This window comes from Pedobacter duraquae, from assembly GCF_004362245.1.
GTDB classification, from domain to species: Bacteria; Bacteroidota; Bacteroidia; order Sphingobacteriales; family Sphingobacteriaceae; genus Pedobacter; species Pedobacter duraquae.
Map to the genome: position 1 here is coordinate 51,684 of NZ_SNWM01000006.1, position 26,385 is coordinate 78,068.

20 protein-coding genes and 4 tRNA genes are annotated in these 26,385 nt (G+C 41.8%); 13 read left to right on the plus strand and 11 right to left on the minus strand.

From position 1 onward, the window contains the following. Nucleotides 1-5: 5 nt before the first annotated feature. On the minus strand, nt 6-812 hold the full coding sequence (gene murQ, locus CLV32_RS20010; RefSeq protein ID WP_133558743.1) for an N-acetylmuramic acid 6-phosphate etherase: 807 nt from the start codon (nt 810-812) through the stop codon (nt 6-8). Nucleotides 813-1,017: 205 nt separating this feature from the next. Here murQ and CLV32_RS20015 point away from each other — a divergent pair, with 205 nt between their 5' ends. Beyond that, nucleotides 1,018-2,640, plus strand: coding sequence for a S41 family peptidase (locus tag CLV32_RS20015; protein ID WP_133558744.1), 1,623 nt, complete (start codon nt 1,018-1,020; stop codon nt 2,638-2,640). A 33-nt stretch (nt 2,641-2,673) separates the two neighbouring features. On the opposite strand, the gene der is transcribed toward CLV32_RS20015, so the two are convergent. Together der and era are read right to left on the minus strand one after the other, a co-directional pair. Beyond that, nucleotides 2,674-3,975 (minus strand): ribosome biogenesis GTPase Der, encoded by a 1,302-nt coding sequence (der, locus tag CLV32_RS20020; protein ID WP_133558745.1) that lies wholly within the window; start codon nt 3,973-3,975, stop codon nt 2,674-2,676. A 46-nt stretch (nt 3,976-4,021) separates the two neighbouring features. Next, a complete protein-coding gene (gene era, locus CLV32_RS20025) occupies nt 4,022-4,900 on the minus strand; it encodes a GTPase Era (protein WP_166641993.1) in 879 nt (292 codons plus the stop codon). A 111-nt stretch (nt 4,901-5,011) separates the two neighbouring features. On the opposite strand from era, the gene CLV32_RS20030 reads away from it, so the two are divergent. The 4 genes from CLV32_RS20030 (at nt 5,012) to CLV32_RS20045 (ending at nt 5,428) form a co-directional block, all read left to right on the plus strand. Further along, nucleotides 5,012-5,087: transfer RNA gene (locus tag CLV32_RS20030), tRNA-Met, on the plus strand. 40 nt (nt 5,088-5,127) lie between these two features. After that, nucleotides 5,128-5,199 (plus strand) — tRNA-Glu (locus tag CLV32_RS20035). A 47-nt stretch (nt 5,200-5,246) separates the two neighbouring features. Next, a tRNA-Met gene (locus CLV32_RS20040) sits at nt 5,247-5,319 on the plus strand. A 37-nt stretch (nt 5,320-5,356) separates the two neighbouring features. Next, nucleotides 5,357-5,428 (plus strand) — tRNA-Glu (locus CLV32_RS20045). A gap of 44 nt (nt 5,429-5,472) precedes the next feature. On the opposite strand, the gene CLV32_RS20050 is transcribed toward CLV32_RS20045, so the two are convergent. Next, nucleotides 5,473-6,069 (minus strand): 2'-5' RNA ligase family protein, encoded by a 597-nt coding sequence (locus CLV32_RS20050; protein ID WP_133558747.1) that lies wholly within the window; start codon nt 6,067-6,069, stop codon nt 5,473-5,475. Between the two features lie 66 nt (nt 6,070-6,135). Between CLV32_RS20050 and CLV32_RS20055 the strand changes: the two genes are divergently transcribed. After that, nucleotides 6,136-6,384 carry a DUF6364 family protein gene (locus CLV32_RS20055; RefSeq protein ID WP_133558748.1) on the plus strand — a complete coding sequence of 83 codons (249 nt, stop codon included), beginning with the start codon at nt 6,136-6,138 and terminating at the stop codon, nt 6,382-6,384. A gap of 2 nt (nt 6,385-6,386) precedes the next feature. Beyond that, on the plus strand, nt 6,387-6,812 hold the full coding sequence (locus CLV32_RS20060; protein ID WP_133558749.1) for a PIN domain-containing protein: 426 nt from the start codon (nt 6,387-6,389) through the stop codon (nt 6,810-6,812). Nucleotides 6,813-7,650: 838 nt separating this feature from the next. Here the strand turns inward: CLV32_RS20060 and CLV32_RS20065 are convergent. After that, on the minus strand, nt 7,651-8,322 hold the full coding sequence (locus CLV32_RS20065; protein WP_133558750.1) for a type 1 glutamine amidotransferase domain-containing protein: 672 nt from the start codon (nt 8,320-8,322) through the stop codon (nt 7,651-7,653). A gap of 10 nt (nt 8,323-8,332) precedes the next feature. Continuing rightward, nucleotides 8,333-8,623: a putative quinol monooxygenase gene (locus tag CLV32_RS20070; RefSeq protein WP_133558751.1), complete on the minus strand. Its 291-nt coding sequence runs from the start codon at nt 8,621-8,623 to the stop codon at nt 8,333-8,335. A 530-nt stretch (nt 8,624-9,153) separates the two neighbouring features. Between CLV32_RS20070 and CLV32_RS20075 the strand changes: the two genes are divergently transcribed. The 6 genes from CLV32_RS20075 (at nt 9,154) to CLV32_RS20100 (ending at nt 16,026) form a co-directional block, all read left to right on the plus strand. Next, nucleotides 9,154-10,335, plus strand: a complete 1,182-nt coding sequence (locus tag CLV32_RS20075) for a DUF1016 N-terminal domain-containing protein (protein ID WP_133558752.1) — start codon at nt 9,154-9,156, stop codon at nt 10,333-10,335. A 182-nt stretch (nt 10,336-10,517) separates the two neighbouring features. Further along, entirely contained in the window at nt 10,518-11,459 is a 942-nt protein-coding gene (locus tag CLV32_RS20080) for a hypothetical protein (RefSeq protein ID WP_133558753.1), read from the plus strand. A gap of 188 nt (nt 11,460-11,647) precedes the next feature. After that, nucleotides 11,648-12,430, plus strand: coding sequence for a 2Fe-2S iron-sulfur cluster-binding protein (locus CLV32_RS20085; protein ID WP_133558754.1), 783 nt, complete (start codon nt 11,648-11,650; stop codon nt 12,428-12,430). Between the two features lie 15 nt (nt 12,431-12,445). After that, nucleotides 12,446-13,429 (plus strand): FAD binding domain-containing protein, encoded by a 984-nt coding sequence (locus CLV32_RS20090; protein ID WP_133558755.1) that lies wholly within the window; start codon nt 12,446-12,448, stop codon nt 13,427-13,429. Between the two features lie 7 nt (nt 13,430-13,436). Continuing rightward, nucleotides 13,437-15,575, plus strand: a complete 2,139-nt coding sequence (locus CLV32_RS20095) for a xanthine dehydrogenase family protein molybdopterin-binding subunit (protein WP_133558756.1) — start codon at nt 13,437-13,439, stop codon at nt 15,573-15,575. 19 nt (nt 15,576-15,594) lie between these two features. After that, the gene (locus CLV32_RS20100; protein WP_133558757.1) at nt 15,595-16,026 is read left to right on the plus strand and encodes a hypothetical protein; all 432 of its coding nucleotides are present in this window, start codon (nt 15,595-15,597) and stop codon (nt 16,024-16,026) included. Between the two features lie 91 nt (nt 16,027-16,117). Here the strand turns inward: CLV32_RS20100 and CLV32_RS20105 are convergent, their stop codons facing one another. From CLV32_RS20105 to CLV32_RS20125, 5 genes are all read right to left on the minus strand, one after another. Then, nucleotides 16,118-18,610: a sugar-binding domain-containing protein gene (locus tag CLV32_RS20105; protein WP_133558758.1), complete on the minus strand. Its 2,493-nt coding sequence runs from the start codon at nt 18,608-18,610 to the stop codon at nt 16,118-16,120. Nucleotides 18,611-18,612: 2 nt separating this feature from the next. Continuing rightward, a complete protein-coding gene (locus CLV32_RS20110) occupies nt 18,613-20,535 on the minus strand; it encodes a family 43 glycosylhydrolase (protein WP_133558759.1) in 1,923 nt (640 codons plus the stop codon). Between the two features lie 74 nt (nt 20,536-20,609). Then, nucleotides 20,610-21,290, minus strand: a complete 681-nt coding sequence (locus tag CLV32_RS20115) for a DUF3823 domain-containing protein (RefSeq protein ID WP_133558760.1) — start codon at nt 21,288-21,290, stop codon at nt 20,610-20,612. An 8-nt stretch (nt 21,291-21,298) separates the two neighbouring features. Then, on the minus strand, nt 21,299-23,131 hold the full coding sequence (locus tag CLV32_RS20120; protein WP_133558761.1) for a RagB/SusD family nutrient uptake outer membrane protein: 1,833 nt from the start codon (nt 23,129-23,131) through the stop codon (nt 21,299-21,301). A gap of 12 nt (nt 23,132-23,143) precedes the next feature. Further along, nucleotides 23,144-26,275, minus strand: a complete 3,132-nt coding sequence (locus CLV32_RS20125; RefSeq protein ID WP_133558762.1) for a SusC/RagA family TonB-linked outer membrane protein — start codon at nt 26,273-26,275, stop codon at nt 23,144-23,146. Nucleotides 26,276-26,385: the final 110 nt, after the last annotated feature.

Below are 26,385 nucleotides of genomic sequence, written 5' to 3' on the forward strand. Positions count from 1 at the left end.
TCTGTTTATTTGTGGTTTGCTTCTACAGCTTTTCTAACACTTCCATAGCGGATCAAAAGGTCGGCAGCATGATCATGGTCGATGTTAAGCTCGTCCATTACCATTTGCGTACCTCGATCTACCAACTTATGGTTTGTTAACTGCATATCGACCATTTTATTGCCTTTTACGCGGCCTAATCTGATCATTACGGTGGTGCTCAGCATGTTTAATACCAATTTCTGGGCAGTACCAGATTTCATACGTGTGGATCCAGTTAAAAATTCTGGTCCAACAACTACTTCAACCGGGAAATCGCTTGCTTCAGCTACCGGGCCTCCTGTGTTACAAACAATACATCCAGTCAGGACGCCATGCTCACGTGCAGTATTTAAGCCACCAACAACATAAGGTGTGGTGCCTGATGCTGCTAGCCCTACCAGGCAATCCTGGCTATTGATATGATATTCCTGTAGGTCTACCCAAGCTTGATGCGTATCATCTTCAGCATTTTCTACTGCCTTACGGATGGCCTGATCGCCTCCGGCAATGATGCCCACAACATAGTCAAAAGGCACACCGAAAGTTGGTGGGCACTCCGAGGCATCCACAACACCCAGTCTGCCGCTGGTACCGGCACCGATATAAAATAACCGACCACCGGCCGCCATACGTTTTGCCACAGCATCAGCCAAGCGCTCTATCTGCGGCAGTGCCTGCTCAACAGCAAGAGGTACTAATTTGTCTTCGTTATTTATGCCTTTCAGGATTTCCAGCACAGACATCTGATCAATGTTGTGGTATCTGGATTCTTGTTCGGTGACTCGTATCATACAGGATTTTTTGCTAAAATTCGGCAATTTCTTTTTAATCTAGAAATCATATCGTTCAATCAGACTAACATAATTTGAGATTCTTAAGTTTTAAAAATTGGGAATAGAAAAAATCTAATGTAAAAACACAAAAACAATAGCAAATGAATCTGGTTAGATTGTTAATTAACAGGGTAAATTTATAACTTTGTACTACAACTACCCCATGAATAAAAATACCCGTCAAAACCTCCTGATTGCACTCACTTATTCCGTTACATTAATAGGTGGTATGTATCTTGGCTACAGGTTTTTGAAGGATCAGGGGTTCACTGTGCAGCGAAATGTCACTTTTGCGGAGAATAACGACGAAAAAGTAGACGAAATTATCCATATCATCAACAAAAACTATGTAGATGAGGTTAATGCTGATACCCTAAATCATTTGCCGATAGACAGTATTTTACATCAGCTGGATCCACATAGTATGTATCTGCCGCCAGCAAAAGCCTACGAGCAGTCAGAAATGCTGGAAGGTAACTTCGAGGGAATAGGCATCGAATATTATCTGTTGAATGACACTCTGTTGGTAACGAATGTTTTCAAAGATGGTCCTGCGTATGCTGCGGGGTTGAAGCTGGGCGATAAAATACTGAAGGTTGACAGCAACTTTGTGTCCGGACACCAGCTGCCGCGTGAGCAGATGATCGGTAAGATCAAAGGACGCAGAGGCACACCCGTTCAACTGAGTGTATTGCATAATAACGCCACTGTTCCGGTAATGATGACCATTAAGCGTGATAAAGTACGCGTTAGCACTATTGATGCAGCCTATATGCTCAATCCAGAAACAGCCTATATCAGGATCAGTAAATTCGGAGCAAATACCGACCTGGATTTTGTGGATGCCATTCGCGTTTTAAAAGCTAAGGGAATGAGCAAACTGGTATTAGACCTGCGAGACAACGGCGGGGGATACCTTACTGCTGCTACAGGACTAGCCAATCAACTGCTGCCCGAAAATAAATTGATCGTATATACCGAAGGAAAACATGAGCCACGTACAGATTACATCGCTACAGGCGGTGGAGAGTTTGAGCAAGGCAAGCTGGCCATCCTGATTAACGAAAATACCGCTTCAGCGAGTGAAATCCTTGCGGGTGCCGTGCAAGACCTGGATAGGGGAATCATCATTGGGCGTAGGTCATTTGGTAAAGGCCTGGTGCAGGAGCAGTTTCCTTTTGGAGATGGATCAGCCCTAAATCTCACTATTGCACGGTACTATACCCCATTGGGGCGGAGCATCCAGAAATCCTACAAAAAAGGATATGCAGCGTATCAGAGTGAAATTGACGAAAGGTATTCAGATGGGGAGCTAACCGACAGGAACAGGTTAAAAGACAGCATTAAGAGCCTTAAGAGCGTTAATAAAACCAATGCCTATGTAACTGCATCAGGTAAAAAAGTATTTGGTGGTGGTGGTATTACGCCTGATTTATATGTGAAGATGGATACCGTAGGTATCAATAGGTTTTACAATACCTTAATTACCAAGAAGGTGCTGTTTGATTACGTGTATGATGTGCTGGCTAACCGTTACACCGCAACTTCGCTGGAGCACGACATCAACCATTTCAATATCAGTGATACAGATTATAAAGACCTGATCAGGTATATCCAGAATAAGCATGTCGAAGTAGATCCCAAACAGCTTGCGCAGTCTAAGCCAGTTATCCTGAACGACCTCAAGGTACTTTTATACAAGTACTATCTGGGCGATACAGGTTACTATAAAGCATTGAATGTAAACGACAAAATGGTTAAGCAAGCCCTGCTGAGCCTGCAATAACCATTTTGCTAAATAATCTATTTATGTGTTTAACTATTTCTGTCTGAAATAGATCTGGATCGGAACACCATTAAAGTCGAAGTTCTCGCGCAATTTATTCTCAATAAAACGTTTATACGGCTCCTTGATGTATTGCGGCAAGTTACAGAAGAAGGCAAACATCGGTGATGTAGCATTGATCTGCGTAACATATTTAATCTTAATGTATTTACCTTTTGATGATGGTGGCGGATATTTTTCGATAATCGGCAGCATCACATCATTCAATTTAGAAGTAGGCACCTTTTTGCTTCTGTTCTGGAACACCTGTAAAGCAGTTTCCACAGCCTGGAAAATCCTTTGTTTGTTTACTACCGAAGTAAATAAGATAGGAATATCAGTAAAAGGCTGTAGGCGTTTGCGGATCTCCTCTTCAAAAACCTTGGTAGTCTGGTTGTTCTTTTCAATCAGATCCCATTTGTTAACCAGGATGACGATACCTTTTTTGTTTTTCTCTGCCAGGTGGAAGATGTTCACATCCTGAGATTCCATTCCTTCCTCGGCATCAATCATCAGAATCACTACGTCAGCTTCTTCCAAAGCTTTGATGGTACGCATTACTGAGTAAAACTCGATGTTTTCCTTAACCTTGGTTTTCTTTCTTAAACCAGCGGTGTCTATGAACATAAATTCATGACCAAACTGGTTGTAGTGGATATGGATAGAATCGCGGGTGGTACCTGCAATTGGGGTAACGATATTTCTGTCTTTACCAATCAGTGCATTGATCAGCGAAGATTTACCTACGTTAGGCCTACCAACAATGGTAAGCTTAGGTAAAGCATTTTCTTCCAGGGGAACATCTTCAAAATGCGTGATTACATCATCCAGCAGTTCGCCGGTTCCAGAACCAGTCATAGAAGAGATGGTGTAGATCTCACCCAGTCCGAAGCCATAAAATACTGAAGCTTCATTTTCCAGGGCCGTATTATCAACCTTGTTTACTACAGTGAACACCGGTTTTTTACTTCTGCGGAGCAGCTGAGCGATGTCATCATCCAGATCGGTGATGCCTGTAGTCACATCCACCATAAAGATCAGCACAGTGGCTTCTTCAATGGCAATTACCACCTGCTCACGAATGGCAGCTTCAAAAACATCTTCAGAGTTTGCTACATAACCACCGGTATCAATTACGGTAAATTGTTTGTCAGTCCACTCAGAAACACCATAATGGCGGTCGCGGGTTACGCCGCTAAAATCATCAACAATGGCTTTGCGACTTTCTGTTAAGCGGTTAAAAAGTGTTGATTTGCCTACGTTTGGTCTTCCGACAATTGCAATAATGTTACTCATATATAGTGTGAATTGTATTAATTATTAAGGGGTTGCAAAGGTACGCTTAATTTTCGTACCCGAAACTTTTTAAGTAATTCTTTTTGCTTCTCCAATCGGGGATTACTTTTACAAAGGTTTCGAGGAAAACTTTCTGGTCCAGGAACTTCTCAATATCCTTACGGGCTTCGGTACCAACTTTCTTCAGCATGGCACCACCTTTACCGATGAGGATATTTTTTTGCGAATCGCGTTCAACAACAATTTCGGCACTGATTCTGGTCAGGTTTTCCTCTTCCTTGTACGCTTTAATCAGCACTTCTGTGCTGTAAGGAATTTCCTTCTGGTAGTTGTTAAAGATTTTCTCGCGGATAATTTCAGAAACAAAGAAACGCTGTGTGCGGTCAGTAAGGTCTTCCTTATCATAATAAGGAGCATGTTCGGGCAGGTAGTCTAACACCATCTCCATAATACCATCCAGGTTATATTTGTGCAGGGCAGAGATGGCGAAGATCTGTTTAGGTTTAAGGAGTTCCTGCCAGTAGGCCATTTTCTCTTCCACCTGTTCCTGGGTAGCATTGTCGATCTTGTTGATCAGGACAATCATGGGAATGGTGGTGTTGAGGATCTTGTCTAACACATCATTCTCATCATGCTCTTCATTGATATCGGTAACAAACAAAAGCAGGTCGGCATCAGAGAGTGCGCCACTAACCGAGCTCATCATAGAATCCTGTAAACCATAGCGAGGTTTGATGATACCTGGGGTATCAGAAAATACGATCTGGTAGTCTTCTTCATTAACGATCCCTAAAATACGGTGACGGGTAGTTTGCGCTTTGGGGGTGATGATGCTGAGCTTTTCGCCGATAAGGGCGTTCATAAGGGTCGATTTACCAACATTTGGCTTACCGATGATACTTACAAAACCTGCTTTATGTGCCATGGAATTTTTTTTAAAATAAATTTGCATTGCAAAGAAACGAAATATATCTTTGCAGACCAATTTAAAAACAACACAACAACGTTCTTTAACTGTTTTAGATTGGAAATAGAGTGCGGGGTGGAGCAGTTGGTAGCTCGTCGGGCTCATAACCCGAAGGTCATCAGTTCGAGTCTGGTCCCCGCTACCAAAAGGAAAGTATAAGCATGCAAATGTGAGTCACTTTTAATGGCCCGTTCGTCTAGGGGTGAGGACGCCAGATTTTCATTCTGGAAACAGGGGTTCGATTCCCCTACGGGCTACGGAGCCCTTTAAAGATCAGCTAGAGTGCTGATCTGGAAAAATATAGTGCGGGGTGGAGCAGTTGGTAGCTCGTCGGGCTCATAACCCGAAGGTCATCAGTTCGAGTCTGGTCCCCGCTACCTAAGAGGCATCATTGCAAAATGAGTCGCTTTTTATGGCCCGTTCGTCTACCGGTTAGGACGCCAGATTTTCATTCTGGAAATAGGGGTTCGATTCCCCTACGGGCTACATACAAAAACCCGCAATACGAAAGTAGAGCGGGTTTTTTGTTTTTAGAATAATGTTGTCTGAGGGTCTAATGGACCCTGTCCTAAAAAGGGATACTTACCAATAACTTCATATTTAAAATTAGCATCTGTAAATGGCCTTCTTAATAATAAAATACAATTTGCAGTTGTACTGGATTGGTATTCTACATTTTCCCAATTTGGCCAAGCCTTTAAGAACTCCAACTCTGAGATTCCTTTTGCAATAGTTAGATGAGCATCTTTCGTGTTGTAACGAGGTGGGTAATCCTTCACAGACTTTAGTATTGGTTTGCAAAATTTCCTAATATATCCTGCCATTTCTGAAAATTGTTTTTCATCTTTCAGTTTCACATAAAGTGTATAAGTAGGTATAGAAAAATAGTCAAAACCGCAAAGGTTTATTTGAAAGGGTGAAATATTTACGATAATTCTTTCAAAACATTTAATTAGTCTTTTTTCATTTGACGTGGGTTGTATAAAGTTAAAAACTGTAAAATGAGGAGTAGAAGAGTTCCAGCCATAGTCATTCTTGCATCTGACTTTCATATCAATTACATCAGAACTAACAGGCTTATCTGGCTCTATTATTGCCAAATACTCATTATGCATGTGATTTTCCATACCTAAATTTATCAATTTTTTTATTTCTATTGAAACACGTATGTTTGAATATTAATTCACACGTATATGAGAACTAAGCTTACACTAACAATGGATGACAGTGTAATTGATTCTGCTAAAAAATATGCACGTCAAAAGGGAAAGAGCCTTTCAGATATTGTAGAGAACTATTTAAAATCAATTGCTACACCTGAAGATACCACCGAAAAGCTATCTCCAAAAGTAGTAAAAATGATGGGGGTGATTAAATTGCCTCAGGATTACGATTACAAAAAAGAATTGGGAAATGCTTTAGCTATAAAATATAAATCATAGAGATGAAGCATATCTTTATGGACACTAATGTTGTCATTGATTTTTTAGCCAACAGACAACCTTTTTCTTTAGATGCAGCCAGACTTTTTAATATGGCTGTAGAAGGAAGAATTAAAATCTATATTTCGGCTGTTTCATACAATAATATCTATTATGTTCTACGTCAGTCGCTAACTAACAATGCTACTATAAAATTATTAGAAAGTCTAGCAGACATAACGGAGATAACTGATGTAAACGATCAAGTAATTCGGCAATCCTTAAAAACAGATTTTAAAGATTACGAAGATGCAATACAGTATAATTCTGCATTGACCATACCAAATGTTGATTTTATCGTGACTAGCAATACTAAGGACTTTAAGAAAAGTAGATTGCCAGTTTTAACATCAATCGAAGCAATAGCTTTACTCAGCAGTGAAATGTGAATGGAATCTTCTCAGTTCATTATCATTACCTAACGGTGCAGGTATTAGATCGCCCTCAATGCTACTTAAAAGCAATAAATCGTCTTGAACGATGTTCGACAAATCTAACGCTTGGGCTACATACAAAAAACCGCTTTACGAAAGTAGAGCGGTTTTTTTGTTTATCTCGATCTATTATAGTATAACTAATATCAGTTAATCTGACCCAAGTATACAGAGTCTGATGCATCTAAATTATCAATTGAAAGGAATGCGATATAAATGTGCATAGTGCGTGCGTAAGCTGCTTTTGATTAAAAGCATGTCGGAAAGCTGGTTTCTTTTTGATCCACTCATTCAAAAACTGCATGCTTTGTTTCGGGAAAATAAGCCAGCAACATCGCACGATCATTCCTACGGTCGTGATCTTTTTCAGAAAACTCCCAAGAAAATTTAGCCCGTGCTCTATAGTTTCAAGAATGGGATTTTGTGGAAGGGGCAATAGTCCGTTTGAAAGTAAAAGCTTATCATACATTAGCTGAGGTGTCCTATACTGGTTTACGCGACCTACTTAGTGTCTTATTTTTTGGTTTTACTGTTTTTACTTATCATTGTATCTTATACTGATAAAAATGAAAATTGGCCTAGCTGAATCTCAAAAGGGGTAGTATGGACATAGTATTATGGCTGCAATTTTATATGCTAAAACCTGTTAACTTTATAAAATAGTTCAAATATTATAGGACAACAGAAAATAGAGATCGATGGACACGATGTGTTTTTAGACAACGCCGTCCAGGTGTTATAATAGAAGACTGCACCATCAAATGGTACAGCCTTTCTCTTATCGTGATAAATTTTAAGCTTCCAAAATTTCAATCACCTTTTTCGCGGTGCTCCTGGCTGACGCTGGATTTTGGCCTGTCACCAGGTTTCCATCTGCAATGCTATTGTCTTGCCACGCAGCTGCAGCATTAAATATCCCGCCTTGTTCAGTAAGTGCACTTTCTAATAAAAATGGAACGTCGTCTTTTGCGTAGTTGTTCTCTTCATTATTTGTAAATGACGTGATGTTTTTGCCTTCTACCAAAAACGTTCCATCGCTAAGCTTAACGTTCAACAACGATACCGGCCCATGGCACACTGCGCTAACAACAGCGTTCCTTTCATAGGTTTCTGCAATTACCTTCTTTAAGACTGCATGCTCTGGCATGTCAACCATGGGAGCCAGTCCCCCAGGAACAAAAATTGCATCATAAACACTTGCGTCCACATCCTCCAATTTGCGGTTATTTTGCATTTTTTCCCATCCGCCATCCTGCAGGAATCTCGCATTCGAAGGTTCGTCTTTTGCTTCCATATTATCCAGAGCAGGCACTTCTCCGGTAATACTTGCAAAATCTATTTGATAACCTGCATCATCAAATTCAACGTAAGGGTGGGCTACTTCATCAAGGAATACACCTGTTTTTCTGTTTTTTGGTCCAATTGCTTTGCTGTTGGAAACAATAAATAAAATTCTTTTTGACATGATATTTTGATTAAAAAAGTTTGTTTACAAAAGTTAATTCGCGGATTTCAAGCTGGGGTATGATTTTTTCCACTACCGTTTGTTGGTAATGCTCAGAATTTTTATGAGCTGCTACCGCATCACTATCCACATAGCGTTCGTGTAAAATAAGTTCGTTGGCGTTATCTGCCGATTGATAGATGTGGTAGAAGATATTCCCTGCTTCATTTCTTGTTTTAGTTACCAGTTCATCTAGTAGTGCCAAAATTCCAGCAGTTTCTGTTTCCTTGATCTTCCATTTTACAATGAGTTCTTTTTCCATGTTGTTGTTATTAGCGGTAAATTCATGATGTCAATTTCGAATCGTATCTCTGTATTGACAGTTCAAAGGTGGGCGTAATTAAAAAGAAAGATTGGTGATGTAGATCACAATCAGGATGGAGCAGAGATAATGTGATCTACATCAATAAATGAGGGTCGCTCTAATGCTCAAGGAGTTTTTGCTTTAAGTTTTTTAACTGGAATTGAGCTCGCTTCCTGTATTGTTTTTAAATATATTTGTAATACTATAATGTTAGTAATGAGTACTTATCTTATATTACTACTACCATGATGTTACTTATATCTTCGGCAAAAGCTCAGGTGAAAATCGCGAACAATATTTGCGAAAGAAGGTTGTCACACTCAGTCATGGTACATCGGTATGGCGATGTTTATTTCAGATGGACTTATATCAGTCGAGGGAGGACATCACGAACTGCAATTTACAATGGCAGTCACAGCCATACTATAATGGTGCCATAGCAAATGTGCAATCCTTTAAACTAAAAAAATCTGTTAACTCTAAAGCTCATGAAAAGATCCACTCAGAATATTTTACGGTCACATGATCTAGTAACAACTCAGGTTGAGCGGTCAATCTACGATAGACAAATGGATGTCGTAAGACATCTGACTTACGCGTTGAATGAATTATTTTGGAATGTCGGTACGCTAATTAGCGCAAATAAGCTTGACGAAGATTCGAGTCCAGGGAATCAAAATAGCATTGACTATTTATCGAAAAAATTAGTTAATCAATGCGGGAAGTACTTCTCTGAAGAGAATCTAAGGTTAATGCAGCTTTTTTCGTTAAGGAATTATGACCTTGTTCGCGATACATGGCTATATTTTAGTTGGAAGTACGTTCCTATTCTTCTCCAAACTGATAGTGATGATGCCTGGCGATATTACGTTTTGAGAATACATGAGAAAAGCCTGAATCCGGAAGAACTGCAAACTGAAATAAAAAATACACAGTTTGAGAGGTCTGACGGCGATTATTTACACCCCAGAAATAGCTATGCAGAAAAAATGGTCTATAACTTAAAAAATAGTGATGTTTATAACGCTAAGGATTACTTTGATGGGGCTAACGAAATCGCTTTAAAAGCACTCTTTTATTTTAAAGAAAACCAACCTGATAGCCAGTTCGAATCAGATTCCTCAATCAATTTATTGATTTCTGCTATTTATAAGGCAATCCAGAGGTTTCAAAACGACACAAATGATATATTCAACGTGAGGTTTAATTTTGCGGTTTGGCATATTGGGGACGGAATTAAAAAACTGAGCATTTTTTTAGAAAAAAGCGAAAGTCAAATTATTCAAGATTTGAGTGTTGTACTGGTTAGAAAATATGGCCATTTTTTCAGTCAGGAACATCTTACGGTCTTTGCTAAATTTGGTCGGGCATTCACATTCGACGATGATTTAGCAGAATTTACCAGAGCCATTACCTGGGCTCATATCAAGGAACTGCTTACTGTAGAAAATTACGAACTGCGGATGAATTATATGCGGATTATTTACAAAGACAAGTTGAGTGTCCTTCAACTTTTGGGATTGATTGAGCAGCACGATCAAAGCAGATTCGCATTAAAAGTTGAGGATATTTATAGCCATGGTGATTCCGAACCAACCTTCAATGAAAATATTTTTGAAAACCAGTCATTTTTAGGTTTTATCAGCTCTTTGCGTAGTAACACACAATAGGGACATCTTCATAATATTTCACACCACCCTGACCAATATTTAAAAATTCCTTTTGTAAGTCATTTTAAAACATATAACCCTCCGTATCATTTTTGATTTATACAAACTAAGTATTTCTGACATTGTTAGTAATCCTTGAAAGGTAAACCCAAGGCTGTGTTTTCTTATTTCCATTCAAGAGTATGAAAGAGAATCCAATTAACGTCAGTATAAAAGGTTTCGCCATTTCCGATATTTCCAATTTTCGATATGGTCAACAACTTCATGACCAGCGTTTTTTTGAATTGAAATTCAGGCGACCGCTGATCGGCGATCCATTTTCTTTGGGCACGGGTGATCCAGAAAGCTATGCGCATCAACCTGTAACATTGCAATTCCCAGGTGCTTTTGGCAAAATGAGATCTGTAAGTGGTACCATCCTGAAACTAGAATTTATTAGCACTGCCGCACAAGCTGCCGAAGTTGTAGTAAGTGGCACTATGTATCAGCCGGGAGGTTATATTTCTAAGTTTAGCTTGGCCCTCATGGCGCTATTAATCTGCCCGATTATTTTTGCAGGATTTCTTTTTTTTTATGTTTCCCACTTCAACCACTCGCTCTCTAAAACAGAGGGTACCGTTAGCTACTTTAATGAAAGTGGCACCAAAGGAACACATAACTATACGTTTAAAATCTCGCCCTATCAGACCTTCTTTAACAGATCATACCACACGCCAGTATTTAGCACCGCCAGGCAAAATATCGATGCCTTATTTAATGCCGCCGACGGAACATTTGATGAAAACCTTACCGGCCAGAAAGTGACATTCTATATCGTTAATACAGATCAAAACAGGTTAAATAATCGGGATGGAAAAATTGATTTCCTATACATGAAATCAGCAGTAACGCCGCATGTCAAGTTTGATTATTACTATGATCTGTTAATCTATATAACTGATAAAACTTGGTTTTACTTTGTATGGATTACTGAACTCATCATGGAAATATTTTTCTTTTCTTGTGCGCTCTACTGCTACAAAATGTACGCACTAGACCAGCAACAGAAGAATAGAATTTTATGGTTTACCTCCCTGTTTATTGCGGCCTTGCTAAATATTGGCGTGCTGGCAATGATGTTATAATACCAGTTAGCTCCATAAATACATATTGTTGATTAACCCGCTCGCTTATTTGCATAGATTGCAGCGTTATCCCACTGAAAACTATTTTAGTATCATTTTTGATTTACTCAAACTAAGTGTTTTTCACATTGTTAGTGATTATTGAAAGGCAACCCACAATCGCCTTTTTCTCATTTCAACTCATTAACATGAAACAAAAGAGAACAGCACTCAGCCCGGAAGAACAAAAGCTTTTTGGTGATTTAATGCCTGAAGAACTGGAAGAAGTACTGGATTCAGGACTCCACAGACGCCACTTCCTAAAATTGATGAGTCTGGCTACCGCCGGACTGCTGGCCAGTCACCTCATTGGTGCAGAACAGCTCTTTGCCCGTGCGGCGGATATCGATGATATCCAGGATCTAATTCCCGGAGCCATAGAAAACGGGGTTAACCTGAGCTTTAACGTGAACTCAAAAGCTACCAAAGTGCTGGTTGATTCTAGAATGACTTTGCTGGATACACTGCGGGAACGCATCGGCCTTACTGGTTCTAAAAAGGGCTGTGATCATGGACAATGTGGTGCTTGTACAGTAATTGTTGACGGCAATAGGGTGCTTTCCTGCTTAACGCTTGCTGCAACTTGTGAGGGCAAATCGGTTATTACTATTGAAGGGCTGGCTAAAGGGAATGAACTTAACCCCATGCAGGCAGCATTCTTGAAGCACGATGGTTTCCAGTGCGGGTACTGCACCCCCGGACAAATCTGTTCTGCAGTGGCATTGATGAAAGAAGCCAAGGAAGGGCAGGCAAGTTTTGTAACGAAAGACATTCGCGCACAGCAGCAAGGAATCTTGTTGACTGATGAGGAGATTTCTGAAAGGATGTCTGGGAATATTTGTCGCTGTGGTGCCTACCCAAATATTGTAGCAGCCATTAAAGAAGCGCAAACTGGAAAAAGTGTAGAACAAAACTGGCTATTTGTCGGCTAAATTAAACCTGTTGATATGAACCCTTTCAAATTTTCCATGGCGCAAAATCAATCGCAGGCCGTAAATATGCTGGTCAGCAATAACAGTGCTGCGCTCCTTGGTGGCGGTACCAATCTGCTCGACTTAATGAAAGAGCATGTGGCTGCGCCTACTGAACTGATAGATATAACCCGGCTAGAGCTGAAGACGATTGAGAAAAATGCTTTAGGCATCAGTCTTGGCGCGCTGGCAAAAAATACCGACACGGCAAATCATCCCATCATACGAAGTGATTACCCGCTGCTGAGCAAAGCCATCCTTGCCGGTGCATCAGCGCAGATCCGCAATATGGCAACCAACGGTGGAAACCTGTTGCAAAGAACTCGCTGCAGTTATTTTTATGATATCGCCATGCCTTGCAATAAACGCGAGCCCGGTAGCGGCTGTGCCGCCATGGAGGGTTTTAACAGGATGCATGCAATTTTCGGTTGGTCTGATCAATGCGTGGCTGTTTACCCATCGGATATGGCAGTAGCGCTTTCTGCTTTACGCGCATCGGTGCGTGTGCTGCAACAGGATGGTAGTTCGCGCAACATTGCTTTTGATGATTTTCATATTTTACCGGGGCAGCATCCGGAAAAAGATAATAGTTTAAAACATGGTGAACTGATCACGTCAATCGAAATCCCGGAAAATAAGCTTGCCGCCCATTCTGCCTATGTGAAAGTGAGAGACCGGAATTCTTATGCATTTGCATTGGTTTCGGTTGCTGCGGGTTTAGCATTGGAAGGAGCGCGCATCGGTGATGCGCATATTTCTATGGGTGGGGTTGCGCATAAGCCATGGCGGGCGTTGAAAGCCGAAGCGTTTTTAAAAGGGAAGACAGCAAGCACGGCCAATTTCAGAGCGGCGGCTAAAGCTGAAATGGCTGCAGCAAAACCGCTTTCGCATAACAAGTTTAAAGTGGAAATGGGGATTAACAGCATCACAAATGCGCTTGAAATGGCGCTAAAGGGGTAATCAGGTTATGGAAAAGGAAGAAAAAAACAAATCGATTGGCAAAGGCATTGACCGTATTGATGGCATTCTTAAAATAACGGGTAAGGCTACCTATGCTACCGACTATCCTGCAAAAAATATGGCCTTTGCGGTTCTTTTTAAGAGCACAATTGCCGCTGGAAGAATTACCAGCATAGATGCTGAGGCGGCAAAAAAATCGCCTGGGGTCCTCACTGTAATCACGCACGAAAATGCGCCGAAGTTGAATGTTAAGGGTGGCCTTAGAGGTGGTGCACTACTGCAAGGCCCGGAAATTTTGTTCTATGGACAGCACATCGGGCTGGTTGTGGCCGAAACGTTTGAGCAGGCCACTGCGGCTTCGCATCTGATCAAAGTAACTTATCAGCAGGAAGCGCATCAAAAAACTGATTTTGAACATGAGGCCAAAACGCCTGTGATGCCAAAGGGAAAGGAACTTCAGGATTTTGTTAAAGGCGGGGGTAAGGCTGCAGTAAAAACCGCGGAGGTAACTCTAGAAGCCCAGTATGAAACGCCTATAGAACACCATCACCCCATGGAACCGCATTCAACTGTCGCGATATGGGAGGGTGATCATGTAACGCTTTACAATGGTTCGCAAATTATTAACGGTGCACAAACGGCTGCTGCTGCCACACTTAACTTAAAGCCTGAGCAGGTTAGAATTGTATCGCCCTATATTGGTGGCGGCTTTGGTTCTAAAGGCGGGCAATGGGCAAATCTTGTACTATGTGCTGTTGCGGCAAAAGTTGTAAAACGACCGGTTAAGCTTGCGCTGAGCAGGCAGCAGATGTTCAATTCGGTAGGTTTGCGCCAGCGGAACATTCAAAAGATAACCTTAGGTGCCACTAAAGATGGCAAATTGAATACGCTTGCGCATGAGACAATCTCACATACGGCTATTAATGATGAATATATCGAACCTTGCGGGGATTGTTCAAAAATTATGTATGATGCACCAAATGCATTGATTTCTTACCGCTCGGTGCCGATGCATGTGATCCTGCCAACCTATACCAGAGGCCCGGGTAAGTCGACCGGGAGTTTTGCCTTGGAATCTGCGATGGATGAGCTTGCGCATAAACTGCGTATGGATCCGATTGATTTACGGATCAAAAATGAACCTAAGGAGGATCCATCTAACGGAAAGCCATGGAGTTCGAGAACAACAGTGCAATGTTTAAAGGAAGGCGCAAAGGCTTTTGGTTGGGAAAAACGGAAAATGGAACCCGGAGTCAATAAAATCGGCGATGATTTGGTGGGGTATGGCGTAGCCTGCGGAACGTATCCGGCTCGTCAACGCGACAGCTCAGCTGCAGTCAAGCTGAGCCTAAAAAATGGGCAGGTTTTTGCAACGGTTGAGATAGCAGCATCGGATTTGGGTACGGGAACAAATACTATCCTGGCTCAAACAGCAGCAGACGGATTGGGTATTCCGGTTTCACAGATTACAATGAACATCGGCGATTCTTCTTTACCGCCTGCTGCGGGCTCTGTTGGCTCTGTTGGTGCATCGAGTTTTGCGAATGCGGTTAACGATGCCTGCACAAAAATTACGGATGAGTTGCTGGCTAAATCTGGTAAACAATTTTTTGTTCGGCCTACGGCTCGTGAATTGATGATTTCGGAAAACATTGCCGCTTTCCAGATCCGTTCGGATTCTAAAGCGCCGGTTGATGCAGATCAATATTCTTGCCACAGCTTTAACGCTAATTTTGCAGAGGTAAGGATTAACAGCGTTACTGGGATGATCAAAGTAACACGTTTTCTTGCTGTTACCGGTGCAGGTAAAATCCTAAACCCTAAAACAGCGCGGTCGCAGATTATCGGAGGCAATGTTTGGGGCATCGGTATGGCGCTTAGTGAAGAATCTATCATCGATCCGCGATATGGCAATTTTGCAACAAGATCTTTTGCAGATTACCACGTGCCTTCGAACCTTGACGTAGGAAAGCTGGATGCCATGTTTATCAATGAAATAGATCTTGTTCCCAATAAAATGGGTGTTAAAGGCATTGGCGAGGTAGGCATCGTTGGAGTGGCAGCAGCTATCGCAAATGCCGTGTTTAACGCTACTGGGAAAAGGATTAGAAATCTGCCGATCACACCTGATAAAATTTTGGTTTAATATGTTTTAATGGATACTTATGATGCGCACGATGTTAACGCTATTATTTATTGGATTGACAATACAGGTTTCGGCACAAACTGGCAAACTGTATCGCGGTACAATTAACAAGTCTATTCAAATTACACTTTATCTGGAAGGGTTAGACAACGGCACCAACGCAGATCCCATTGTGGGCAGTTATAAATATGATACGCAATCTTCCTATCTGTTGGTTAACGGTTACATCAACAATAAGGGTAATGTTGTTTTGGTGGAACAGGGATCAGCAAATTTCACAGGGGTGTTTTTAGGTGCGTTTCAGGATAATAAAATTGTTGGAAATTGGTTTTCTGACGACTACAAAAAGAGTTACCCATTTGAACTTGTAGAAGCTGTTGTTAGCAAGGCGCAAGCTGCAAAGTTTAAAGCGGCAATTGCAGCCAAAGCACGTCAGTTCAGCGCATACTGATGATTCTGTGAACCTGATCGTTGCCAAAGTTTTCTAATTTCACGTAAAAGCTGTAAATCAACATTTGACTTACAGCTTTTTACTTTCTATTTTAAAATTTTATTTTCACAATAGCAGATTTTAGCCATGGCGAAGTGAAACGTACCGTTACTTCGGCTGCTTGTCCTTTTGTTTGGATATACACAATCATTTTACCGCGGAAAACCCGTTGTTTATTGTCGGTATAATTGCCCATGTCGGCATTGTTACCAGCTTCCATACCTAGCAAACGCGCGTTTCCAGCAATTTCACAGGTAACCTCTTCATCAGCATCTGCTACTGCAATTCCATGCTCATCTACAATTTGCAGCTCGAGTTGTGCAACGCCGTCTTTTGCGTTAAGCTGGATTTGTGCTCCCTGTAAAACTTTGATGGCCTGAGGCCGTTTGCTCGATTGAATTTGATGGCGAACAGTTTCCTTGCCTTTTCCATCCAGGCCAACTACTTCAAGTTTACCATCGGCATAAGGGATATCCCAATACATGATACCAGTCTTGTTGTCGTAATCTTTGGTTATTCCTACAACGGATCCATTTAATTCTAACCGCGCTTTAGCGGCATTGGTGTAGCAAACCACGCGTATAATTTGTCCGGTTTGATAGTTCCATGAAGGCCATGCATCCATCGATGGTGCTTCGTTTTTAGACTGTCCTTGTTCAGATTCGAGTGCCGACCATACATCGGTAGCAACACTACCGCCTTTAAGGGGATAGGTGCCCAGGTAAGCCATGGGCTGCTCAGACCAGAGCGACTGGCGGAAATAACCACGGGGTTTAATGAAACCGCCGAAATCAAGTAATCCGGAGTAAAATCCGCGTGAAGGCCAGCGTCCGGATTCACCCAGATAATCAATGCCGGTCCACAGAAACTGGCCAAAAATATGTTCATTATCCAGTACCGCTTTCCAGGCACTGAAATCATGACGGTTTTCGCTACCAAAAATAACGCGTTTTGGGTAGCGTTTATGGTCCTGAAGGTATCGGCTTTCCGTATAATTGTATCCAGCAATGTCAAGGGTTCCAGGATAGGCTGTTTCATTTGACATAGCAACGCCAGCCAAACCAGCGGTAACCGGCCGACTAGTATCATACCTTCTAACTACAGTAGCAAGTTTTTTTGCAATAACGCCCAACTGAATAGCATCTGGAGCATCCTTTTTATAACCTCCAAAAATGGGTTGCGTAAAACCGCCCTCTCCATTGCCTGCCAATACAGGGTGGGAGTATGGATCGTTTGGATAGTCTACTTCATTTCCAATGCTCCAGGCAAAAATGGAAAGATGGTTACGGTCCCGTTTTATCATGTCGGCCAGATCTCTTTCTCCCCATTCTTTAAAGAAATCAGAAGAACCCTGAAAACCTGGTGTGCCTACATTCCATCCCTGAAGCCATTTGCGTTTTGGAAATTCCCATTCATCGAAAGCTTCATCCATTACTAGAATACCCAGTTCGTCGCAAAGATCGTATAGCGATGATGCTTGTGGATTGTGGCTGGTTCTGATGGCATTTACGCCTAGCGACTTCAACGTCAATAAACGGCGGCGCCATACTTCTGGATATACTTCAGCGCCCAGTACTCCTGCATCGTGGTGTAGGCATACACCTTTTACTTTCATTTGTTTATCATTTAGCGCAAAGCCTTTGTCGGGATCGAAAGTGAATTTACGGAAACCTGTGATGATGCTTGTGCTATCGATTATTTTGTTGTTCTGCAACACTGTGGTACGTAGCCGGTATCGATTAGGTACATCGATGCTCCAAAGTTCCGGACTGTTAAGCGTTAAGCTATTGTTGATCTGCTGACTGCTATTAGGCAACAGTGTTAGTTTGTCGGATTTTTTTACCAATACGTTGCCACCTTTATCCAATAGCTCATTCATTACAGTTAAGGATGTGATTGCTGCGGATTCGTTTGTTAAGGCTGCCTGTATATTCAGTATCCCTTTATTACCAGTAAGGGTTGGGTATGCATATAGTCCCCATTGCTGGAGATGGACCGGATTTGACCTGACAATATAAACGTCCCTATAAATTCCAGAACCGGTATACCAGCGTGAATCAGCATCCTGGCTATGATCTATGCGAACGGTAAGTTGGTTTTCTTCGTCGAATTTTACAAAAGGGGTAATGTCGTAGCTGAAAGCTATATAGCCGTTAGGACGTTTGCCAAGCAATTTTCCGTTAAGAAAAACCTCACTGCGGTTATAAACCCCTTCAAAATAAAGGTATAGTTTCTTGCCCTGGTCTTTTTTTGTAATGTTTATTTTTTTTTGATACCATCCGATACCAGCAGGAAGGTATCCTGTGGCACTGGCGTAAGTTGGACTATAAGTCTGTTTAATTGTCCAATCGTGGGGGAGTTGTACTGTTTGCCAGGATCTGTCGCGTTGATCTGGTTCTTTTTTAGGGTCAATATCTCCGAGGTGAAAACGCCAGTCGGCATTGATTTTTTCGGCTGTACCAAATCCAGGTTGGGCCGAAACGCTGATTGCTGCAATTAAACTTATTGCAATCGCCAGCATAGGGGATTTAAAAGATTTTATCATTGTTAGTGTGTTGGCTTTACAGGAATAATATTACCGGCTTCATCAAAAAACATGGGATCTATACAAACTTCACGATTAAATCCGGCTGCATCACCCATGTGGATCCCGTTAGGGTAGTTAAATCTATGGTAAACGATGTACCATTCGTCTTTTCCAGGAATTTGCAATACTGAATTGTGTCCTGTTCCGAAGATTCCGGATTTCGGGTCTTTTTGGATCACCAGATTATTTTCAGCCGTGGTGATGGGCCCTAGCGGTGATTTTGACGTTCCGTAACGTACGCGGTAGTTTTCACTACGCGTATCATCTTCCGACCACATGAAATAGTAAATTCCTTTTCTATAGAACACATAACATCCTTCTCTGAAAGTTTGATCGGTATTGATCACTTTTGTCGTGTTGGGTTTGATGGAAATCATATCCTCATTAAGTTCTGCTACTGCAAGGTATCCGTTGCCCCAATAGAGGTAATTCTTTCCAGTGGCTGGATCGATAAATACTGCGGGATCTATTTCTTGTCCGCCTTTTACGCCGTCAGGTTTAAAGTTAACCAGGGGCTTTCCAGAATCTTTAAAAGGTCCGGTTGGCAGATCAGCTGAAGCAACGCCGATTTTCTGCGCAGCAGTAAAGTAGTAGAAATATTTATACGCTTTTCCAATTCTCTTTTCGGCAATAGTTGGCGCCCATGCATTGCGGGTTCCCCAGGGAACGTCTTTTTTTAAGTCGAGAATTACACCTTCATCTTTCCAGTTGGTGAGGTCGGTGGAAGAAAAGGTTTTAAAGTAATAACCTCCCCAACCATCAAAACCATCGCTGGTAGGATAGATGTAGTATTTTTTGGTCTTATTAGAGTAGAGGACATCGGGATCGGCATAAAAACCATCGAGTACAGGATTTTTAGCCAGCTTCAATTCCATGCCCTGCGGGAGGCCCCATTTGGCCGTTAAATTTTTCAGTTCATTGCGGGAAATGGGAATTATGGTCCCGTGGCGGGGATGAAAGTCCATTTTTACCTCGTTATCAATGATCTTAAACTTATCGAGGTCATAACTTTCGCAAAATTGATATTTACCTTTACCGTACACATCGTACATCAGGATATACTTGTCAGTGTTATTTAGTTTGAATACACCCGACCCTTCAACGGCATCTCTGGTTTGCTGTTTGTATCCGGGTTGTTCCACCCACTTTCCAGAAGTAAGAGAATCGGTAATGGCCAGTTTAATTCCATTTCCATTGCCTTCAGTTTTGTAGAAGAGGTAAAATAAGCCGTTTTTGTTAATAATGTCGCCGTCGATGCAGGATTTTCCATTCTTCGGGTTGAATAGCACTTGAGGGGCAGCTTCAAAGTCGGTAAAATCACTGTTGGCATAGGCATAGTAAATAATATCCGGACCACTGCCACGTTGCATGGAAAAGTAAACCATGTACTTGCCCTTTGCCGGATCGTATATTGTTTGCGGAGCCCACACCCGTTTAAGGTCGTCATTCCCTTTATAGTTTTTCTGAATATTGATTACGGTATGTTTCCAGTTAAGGAGGTCATCCGATTTCATCAACACCATTGCCCGGTTGGAATTCCATCCTTTGGAGGAGGTCATATCAGTAGCCACCATATAAAATGAGCGGCCATCTTGTGAACGTAAGATATGGGGATCTCGAACGCCGCCTGTAGAACTGATTTTTTTTGAGTCAATTACAGGCTGATTATTATTCAGGGCGCGGTAATTATAACCATCAGTACTAATGGCGAAGCAAATGGCTTCATCTTCGATGGCATTCCCTTTGAAATAGGTAAACAGGTAGCCTGCAAAATCTTTATCAGCAGGGCCAGACTTGTAAGTCTGGCCCGATGTTTTTTTAACTAAAACTAACTGTAAAGAAGCCAGGATAATAAAGCATAGGTTTCGATAGTTTTTAATCATTTGTCTGGGTCGTTAAAAGCGGTGATCTTCTTATAAAATTGGGTACGTATCTGCATGACCCGTATTTGAGTTAACTATTTCAATGCGATTTTTTGTACTGGTGAATATACATACTCGCTGGCAACAGTGGCTTTCACCCCAATTCTTGCATAAATAAAATCAAGGTTTTTAAGGTTATCGGGGATGTCGGCCGACAGGCTCGTTTGCGCGCCGAATACCAGTGAAGATACATTTCCATCTACGCGCACATCGCGCAGTACCTGGTCGGTTAACACAGATTTGCCCAGATAAAGGCGAACTAATTCTAAATTTGCTGTTTGCACCACTTTGTTCACTACAAAACTTGCATTAATGTTACTGCCAGATTTTGTAAAGGTTTCATTGGTGATCGTGAAGTACGGTGTTACCGGTACATCAATAGTTGTATTTTCTGTTAGATTTACCCTGATGGTATCAGTGGACTGCTGGAGCCATGGTGCGTCAGGGCGTCGTGTAAGTTTATATTGGCCTGCAAATAATTTTGACGAGAAGCTGCCGTCCTGATTCATATATACATAAATAGGAGATTTGAGGGGATACCCGTCCTGCCATAGTTCCAGCTGTGGCCCGTTATTACGTACGCCTAAAGCTTTACCCTGATAAACAACCTTACCTGATAAGGTTAGTTCTGGTGCGTCAAAATTATCGTATTTGCTGCAACTGGCCAGAAATAAACTGGCTGCTGCTATGATCGTTAGAAATTTAGTTTTCATCATTGAAGGGATTAATGGAATGGATTACGAACAATTTTTGGATTATTGTCCAATACATCTTGAGCAATGGAAGAATAATAGTTTGCCATGCGGAACATCCTGGCACGACGGAAACGGGTTGGACGTATCCGGGCGTAAATGTATTTTCCGTTGTCGGGGTGGCCAGGTCTTACTACACGGTACGAATACAAGCCCATTACTACGGCATTCGGATCGGTTTCTGTACCATCCCAAACCAGATGGGCTATCCGCCATCTTTTCAAATCAAAGTAACGGTGATCTTCGAAGGCAAGTTCTACCCGGCGCTCATTGCGGATTACGTTGTTAGTTAATGCACTTAAGCTGTTGGCTGGAAATCCTGCGCGCGCACGAACGGTGTTAACATACCCTAATGCTTCTGGGCGACCTAATTCAAAAGCGGCTTCTGCCGCATTTAAGTAAATTTCTCCAAGGCGGAACCATGGCCACCAGTTTACAGCAGATGTTCCACGCGTACTTGCAGCCGGCGCATCGCTTACCATTTTACGGAGATAGAAACCAGTGTTACTCACATCTACAGCATCGTCTTTAGGGCCATCAAAGCCTGTCCAAACCTGGCCATCAGTGTAGTTGCCACCCAGTACTGTTGATGTGGTTAACTGATAAGAGCCGTTAGTATATACCGCTACACCTGCCTGCATCCTGACAGGATTGTTTTTAAACGTTGTACCCGGATAAATGACTGTGCCAAATAAGCGGCCATCTTTATTGGCAAAAATATCGGCAGGGTTGGTATAAGTGATGTAGTTTCCATTTGCATCTTTATCTTTTAATGTACCTCTGCTTCCGTCTAAATAGTCGAAACTTTCTACCAGACTCAGTGAAGGTGAAATTGCAGATGAGGCTTCATTATCTTCTGTCATACTTTTGATAATGTTATCATAGGTGAACCGGTGCACTTTGGTCCCCAGTGCAAAATCTTTTGCAAAGATTACTTCACTGACCGGTTTTTTATTCAACATATCGTAGAAATTGGCCCCTTTATCGGGATTGGTGTTGTATAAAGCATATGGACCCGCTATTACTTCTTTTGAAGCTGTAAGCGATTTATTGTAATAATCGGTGGCCATTGATGCCGGAATACCTACTTCACCACCGCTGGTGCTGATTGGAGCGGCCATTAAACTGTTGTATTTGGCAATAGAAGCGGCATACAACATCGCCCTGCTTTCCAATGACAATGCAGTATATCGGTTTGCACGAGTTGCGATGCCATTATTAGCCGCTAAGTCGGCTTTAATTTCTTCCAGTTCTTTATAAATGAAATCATAAACTTCGGATTCTTTCGCACGTGGCACCTGTAATGGAGTAGGGTCGCCACTGAAGTCGTAAATCAGCTGCTTGGTTACTAAAGGTACACCACCCATGCGTTTTACCATTTCGAAGTAGACGAATGCACGGATAAAACGCATTTCAGCTACAAAAAGGCTTTTCTGGGCTGGTGTTAGTTTGCCCCCTAATGCATTTATATTTTCAAGAGAAAGATTAAGGTCGCGGATCAATCCATAATCCCAGTAGCGTCCATAGTCGTTTCCATATTGGAAATCGTTTCTGCCATTCTGATCCCGCGTACCAGACCACATGGCATCGTCAATTTCTGTCATCCCACCTGTATTGAATACACCATGAAGTGACGGTAAACGATTATAGTAATTGGCCAGAAGAGAAACAATCAAATTTGGGTCATTCCACAATTGTTCATCTGTAATGGTTGTTTTTGAGTCACGGTAAAACCAGTCATCGTGTTTGCAGCTGTTCATGGTTAAACCAATAAGCATTGCAAATGCTAAATAAAATTTTTTCATCGTAATCTTTGTTTAAAATGTGATGTTAAATCCTGCCATAAATACTCTTTGCTGCGGATATACTACAGCAGCTGCCGCTTCGATTTCCGGATCAATCTGGAAATTTTTTACATTGTCGAATGAAATTAAATTCGAACCATTTACAAAGAAGCGGACTTTCTGTGCTTTGATCTTTTCTGCAATGGTTTTAGGTAGGCTATAAGCCAGCTCCATATTCCTAACCCGCAAGTACCTTACGTTTTTTAACCAAAAACTATTGTTTCTGCCGTTTGGACCTGAGTTGCCATTTCGTATCGCAGGATAGTAGCCTGGAATCCATTCACTTGTTGGATCATAAGGATCTGCACGGTGCCATCTGTCTTCTAGCAGGTAAGCAGGTGAATTTCCTCCGCCGTGGAAGGCGTTTCTTAATTCATAATCTTGATTCCATGATTGCATGGCACCACCAGCTAAATCGATGTTTAAGTCGATACCCTTATAACTTAAACCGATACGTCCACCGAACGACATCATTGGTGCCCAGCCTGTAGGATAACCAATCGGACGCTGATCAAGATCATTGATCACACCATCACCGTTTACATCTTTGTAGATAAAATCACCTGGTAGTTGTGTTCTGTTGTTCTGACCATCGTTGTTTATCCCATAGCTCCGGATTTCCTGTTCAGACTGAAAGCGGCCTACCACCTCATAGCCCCACCAGATTCCTCCCCAACGGTTTTCACTTGAATTTGTATACTCATTGTATGAATTGCTGAAACGCGGTTTGTAAGAATCAAGCACTTTATACCTTGAAAAAGTAAAGTTTCCACTCACCGTATAGTTTAATTCGCCTACTTTACTGGCATAAGTAATGATACCTTCTGCGCCATAGTAGCCATTACTATTTAAGTTCTCATTCGGTAATGTATATCCGATTTCAGATGGTAACAAGACATCATATTTTGTACCTGGATAACCTGTACGGATAATTTTAAATGCATCGGCAGTAAACGTCAGCTTATTACTAAACATACCTACATCGATACCTACATTATAGTTGGTGTTTTTCACCCAGGAAAGATTACGTACCGGAAGGCCTTTAGGCTGAATTCCAGGATAATAAGTTCCGTTTAATACTGCATTCCCTGAATTCCAGTTGTAACCTGCTAAGTAGCCATGCATGCCTACACCTTCTTCAAGTCCGGTTTGGCCAACTGAAACGCGAAGTTTCATGTCATTTACGACGCTTTTAAATGACTTAAAGAAAGGCTCATCAGAGATGCGCCATCCTAAGCTTCCTCCTGGGAATAGTCCCCATTCTTTTCCTGAATAGTACAGGTAGGATCCATCGTAACGGCCGAGGATTTCTAGAAGGTATTTCCCTTTATAATTATAATTCAAACGACCAATAAAACCGGCTCTTGCTTCATATAACCATTCATCACCAATACCGCTAAGTTCAGAAATGGTGTTTACAAGAGGAATATAGTTATTGGTAGGGTTAGAGCCGATGGTAGTAAGTGTCCTGTCCCAGTCAGAGCGTTCGTAACCTGCCATTACGGAGAAATTATGGTCGCCGATTTGCTTGGTATAATCCAATTGAAACTGTCCGGATCTTGCAACTGCTACACGGTCGGTTTTATAGCGCCATCTCGAATTGGTTCCATTGCTGCGTAAATAGTTGCCGTTGTCATATCTGAAAACGTCGTAGCTGTACTGAAATCCATCAAACTTGTTGTTGGTGTAATTGTATGACACTATACTTTTCGCTGATAAACCGAATTTGGTTTTGTAGGTTGCAGTCAAATTCACATTCCCACTCATAAAGCTATTATCTTTATAACCTGCAATATCGCGGCTAAAAACGGCTGGATTATATGCAAATTCGTTTGTTTGATTAGGATATAGCGGATTATCATTGGCATAAGGGCCTACTGTTGGTCTGTTTTTGAAGATTGCCAGGATAGAAGAGAAATAACCATCGCCGCCAGGTAAGCCCACATCCTGTGTCTTTTCTTTTCTGGCTGAGATTTGCGTACCTATGGTAAGCCCCTCCAGGACGGTTGCTTCCAGGTTTGCCTGTAAATTAGTACGATTATAGTTGAAATCTTTCATCATGGCATCCTGTTTCAGATTACCAACAGATAGAAAATAATTTGATTTTTTGCCACCACCGGTAATGTTGGCATTGAAATATCGCTGTGGAATATTTTTGCGGATGATCATGTCAGGATAATCATAACCCTGGTATCCTGCTTCGGTACCAGCCTGCCATTTTGCGAGTTCCGCACGTGTATATACTGCGCTCGGATCACGGCCTTCATTTTGGGCGGCTTCTACCAAACCTCTCGTATATTGTGCTGCTGTAGCCATTTTAGGCAAACGGGTAAGATTTTGCCAACCCAGATAGCCATTGACATTTATTTTTACAGTTTCATCTTTTGAACCTTTTTTCGTGGTAATTAGCACTACCCCTTTAGAGGCCCTGAAACCATAAACGGCAGCAGCAGCATCTTTGAGGATAGATATGCTTTCAATATCTTCCAAGTTTAAGGAGTTGAAGATATCTGCACCCGAAGCATTTTGAGTACCTACCCAGTCTGTTCCGGTCTGACCTCCATAAGCTACGCCATCGATTACAAATAATGGATTACCCATGTTACGGACTTCAATACTGGCTCCGCGTCCCGGGCGTGCATCTTTGGCACGTACGGAAATACCCTGTACCTTGCCAGCAAGGGCTCCTGCGGTGGAAGTAGATGAGGTACGTACCACGTCTTCTGATTTCAGGCTACTAACAGCTCCGGTAATGTTCCGTTTTGATTGCTGTCCATAACCTACAACCACTACTTCTTCCAGCCCCTGGTCATCGCTTTCCATTTTGACGGTAAATTGGGTTTTGTCACCAATGGTGACGGTTTGGTTTTTGTAGCCAATGTAGGTTATCAGGAAGGTACCCTTACTTGCCGTAAGGGTAAAGCGTCCTTGACCATCGGTTGTTGTAATTTCTTTCGGGACTGCTCCAGGAACAACAATAGTAGCGCCACCTATGGGCTCATTGCGTTCGCTCAATACTTGTCCGGAAATTTTGCGTTGCGCGTAGGTGTATGAAGGGATTCCCCATACCATTAAGCAGAAAAAGAAAATTTTCAGGATTCTCATGTTATATTTGGTTTTGGTTATAAGCGTATTGTGTATGCATTATAAATCCAATTAATGTTAGATGCATTCCGTGCGAAGCGGAATTTGATCAACAGATGCGCTTTCCAAAG

Excerpts from the sequence above, each read along its gene's own strand:
- murQ (WP_133558743.1), bottom strand. The coding sequence starts at position 812 with ATGATACGAGTCACCGAACAAGAATCCAGATACCACAACATTGATCAG.
- CLV32_RS20015 (WP_133558744.1), top strand. The coding sequence starts at position 1,018 with ATGAATAAAAATACCCGTCAAAACCTCCTGATTGCACTCACTTATTCC.
- der (WP_133558745.1), bottom strand. The coding sequence starts at position 3,975 with ATGAGTAACATTATTGCAATTGTCGGAAGACCAAACGTAGGCAAATCA.
- era (WP_166641993.1), bottom strand. The coding sequence starts at position 4,900 with ATGGCACATAAAGCAGGTTTTGTAAGTATCATCGGTAAGCCAAATGTT.
- CLV32_RS20050 (WP_133558747.1), bottom strand. The coding sequence starts at position 6,069 with ATGGAAAATCACATGCATAATGAGTATTTGGCAATAATAGAGCCAGAT.
- CLV32_RS20055 (WP_133558748.1), top strand. The coding sequence starts at position 6,136 with ATGAGAACTAAGCTTACACTAACAATGGATGACAGTGTAATTGATTCT.
- CLV32_RS20060 (WP_133558749.1), top strand. The coding sequence starts at position 6,387 with ATGAAGCATATCTTTATGGACACTAATGTTGTCATTGATTTTTTAGCC.
- CLV32_RS20065 (WP_133558750.1), bottom strand. The coding sequence starts at position 8,322 with ATGTCAAAAAGAATTTTATTTATTGTTTCCAACAGCAAAGCAATTGGA.
- CLV32_RS20070 (WP_133558751.1), bottom strand. The coding sequence starts at position 8,623 with ATGGAAAAAGAACTCATTGTAAAATGGAAGATCAAGGAAACAGAAACT.
- CLV32_RS20075 (WP_133558752.1), top strand. The coding sequence starts at position 9,154 with ATGAAAAGATCCACTCAGAATATTTTACGGTCACATGATCTAGTAACA.
- CLV32_RS20080 (WP_133558753.1), top strand. The coding sequence starts at position 10,518 with ATGAAAGAGAATCCAATTAACGTCAGTATAAAAGGTTTCGCCATTTCC.
- CLV32_RS20085 (WP_133558754.1), top strand. The coding sequence starts at position 11,648 with ATGAAACAAAAGAGAACAGCACTCAGCCCGGAAGAACAAAAGCTTTTT.
- CLV32_RS20090 (WP_133558755.1), top strand. The coding sequence starts at position 12,446 with ATGAACCCTTTCAAATTTTCCATGGCGCAAAATCAATCGCAGGCCGTA.
- CLV32_RS20095 (WP_133558756.1), top strand. The coding sequence starts at position 13,437 with ATGGAAAAGGAAGAAAAAAACAAATCGATTGGCAAAGGCATTGACCGT.
- CLV32_RS20100 (WP_133558757.1), top strand. The coding sequence starts at position 15,595 with ATGATGCGCACGATGTTAACGCTATTATTTATTGGATTGACAATACAG.
- CLV32_RS20105 (WP_133558758.1), bottom strand. The coding sequence starts at position 18,610 with ATGATAAAATCTTTTAAATCCCCTATGCTGGCGATTGCAATAAGTTTA.
- CLV32_RS20110 (WP_133558759.1), bottom strand. The coding sequence starts at position 20,535 with ATGATTAAAAACTATCGAAACCTATGCTTTATTATCCTGGCTTCTTTA.
- CLV32_RS20115 (WP_133558760.1), bottom strand. The coding sequence starts at position 21,290 with ATGATGAAAACTAAATTTCTAACGATCATAGCAGCAGCCAGTTTATTT.
- CLV32_RS20120 (WP_133558761.1), bottom strand. The coding sequence starts at position 23,131 with ATGAAAAAATTTTATTTAGCATTTGCAATGCTTATTGGTTTAACCATG.
- CLV32_RS20125 (WP_133558762.1), bottom strand. The coding sequence starts at position 26,275 with ATGAGAATCCTGAAAATTTTCTTTTTCTGCTTAATGGTATGGGGAATC.